A 1211-nucleotide genomic window follows, 5' to 3' on the forward strand; every position below is an offset into this window, starting at 1 on the left:
CAGACGTTATATGTTAGGGTATATGATATTAGTTCACCGAGTTGTTATTCGACTACTACCTTACAGTTGATAGTAAATCCTCATCCTGTTCCGAAGCCGAACATTTCGGATTATGTACAGTGTGATTACAACAGCCCTGGAGATGGAGTGGAGCAGTTTATCCTTAACAGTAAAGACGTAGAGATTGCCAATGGTCAATCAGGTGTTGCCATAGGATACTACCTTACTCAGGCAGATGCCTTGAGCCAGACCAATCCGTTACCAAATGTATACACTTCGGGAACACAACAGATTTGGATAAACATTCGCTATACGGCTACAGGTTGTAATGCGGTGAGTTCATTTAATTTGATTGTTAATCCGTTGCCTGTAGCTGCTACACCACCACCGATTTATCAGTGTAGTAACGGAGCTACCAATCAGGCTATATTTGATTTAACAATCAATGAAGGAGCGGTTAACAGCAGCGGAGGAGTAACCTTCACGTATTACCATACTTTGGCAGATGCTCAAAATAAAATAGGCGCTATTGCCACACCAATGACGTATTTGGGTACCGATAATGAGCAAGTATTCATTCGTGTAGAAAACACCATTACGGGCTGTTATGTTACTACTGTTCAGTTGTTGCATGTGACTTTAGGTCCTGTGGCTAATACGCCGTTACCATTGCAGGTATGTGATCCGAATAATGACGGTATAGCTGTTTTCAATTTAGAAGATGCTACTGCCGCCATAGCGGGTACACCTAATCCTGCGAGTATAGGGGTGTCGGTTACCTATCACGAAACACCAACAGATGCTTTAACAGGAGCCAACCCGATATTAGGTCCTTACAGTAATATTTCTAACTGGACACAAACCATTTATGTMAAAGTGTTCTACACTTTGACCGGTTGTTCTAATTATGTCCAATTACAACTAATAGTCAACCCAACACCAGAGGCAGTAACGCCAACGGATTACCATTTGTGTGATTACACAGGTGCTGTTGGTTATGAGCCGTTTGATTTAACGACAAAAATCCCTGAGATTTTGGGCAGTATCAACCCGGCAGTTACTTCTGTAACGTTCTATACTTCACAGAGTAATGCTGAAAATGCTACTGGGGCTATAGGCAATGTTACCAATTACGTTAACACAGTTGCCAACACCCAGACGTTGTATGTTCGGGTAGAGACTATCGCTACGGGTTGTTACGATATTGTAAC

1 pseudogene is annotated in these 1211 nt (G+C 42.1%); it reads left to right on the forward strand.

Annotated elements, in window-relative coordinates:
* Positions 1-1211 (forward strand): annotated as a pseudogene (locus EZL74_RS13165) (hypothetical protein); the annotation flags it as partial.

It is taken from the genome of Flavobacterium silvisoli (assembly GCF_004329815.1).
GTDB classification, from domain to species: Bacteria; Bacteroidota; Bacteroidia; order Flavobacteriales; family Flavobacteriaceae; genus Flavobacterium; species Flavobacterium silvisoli.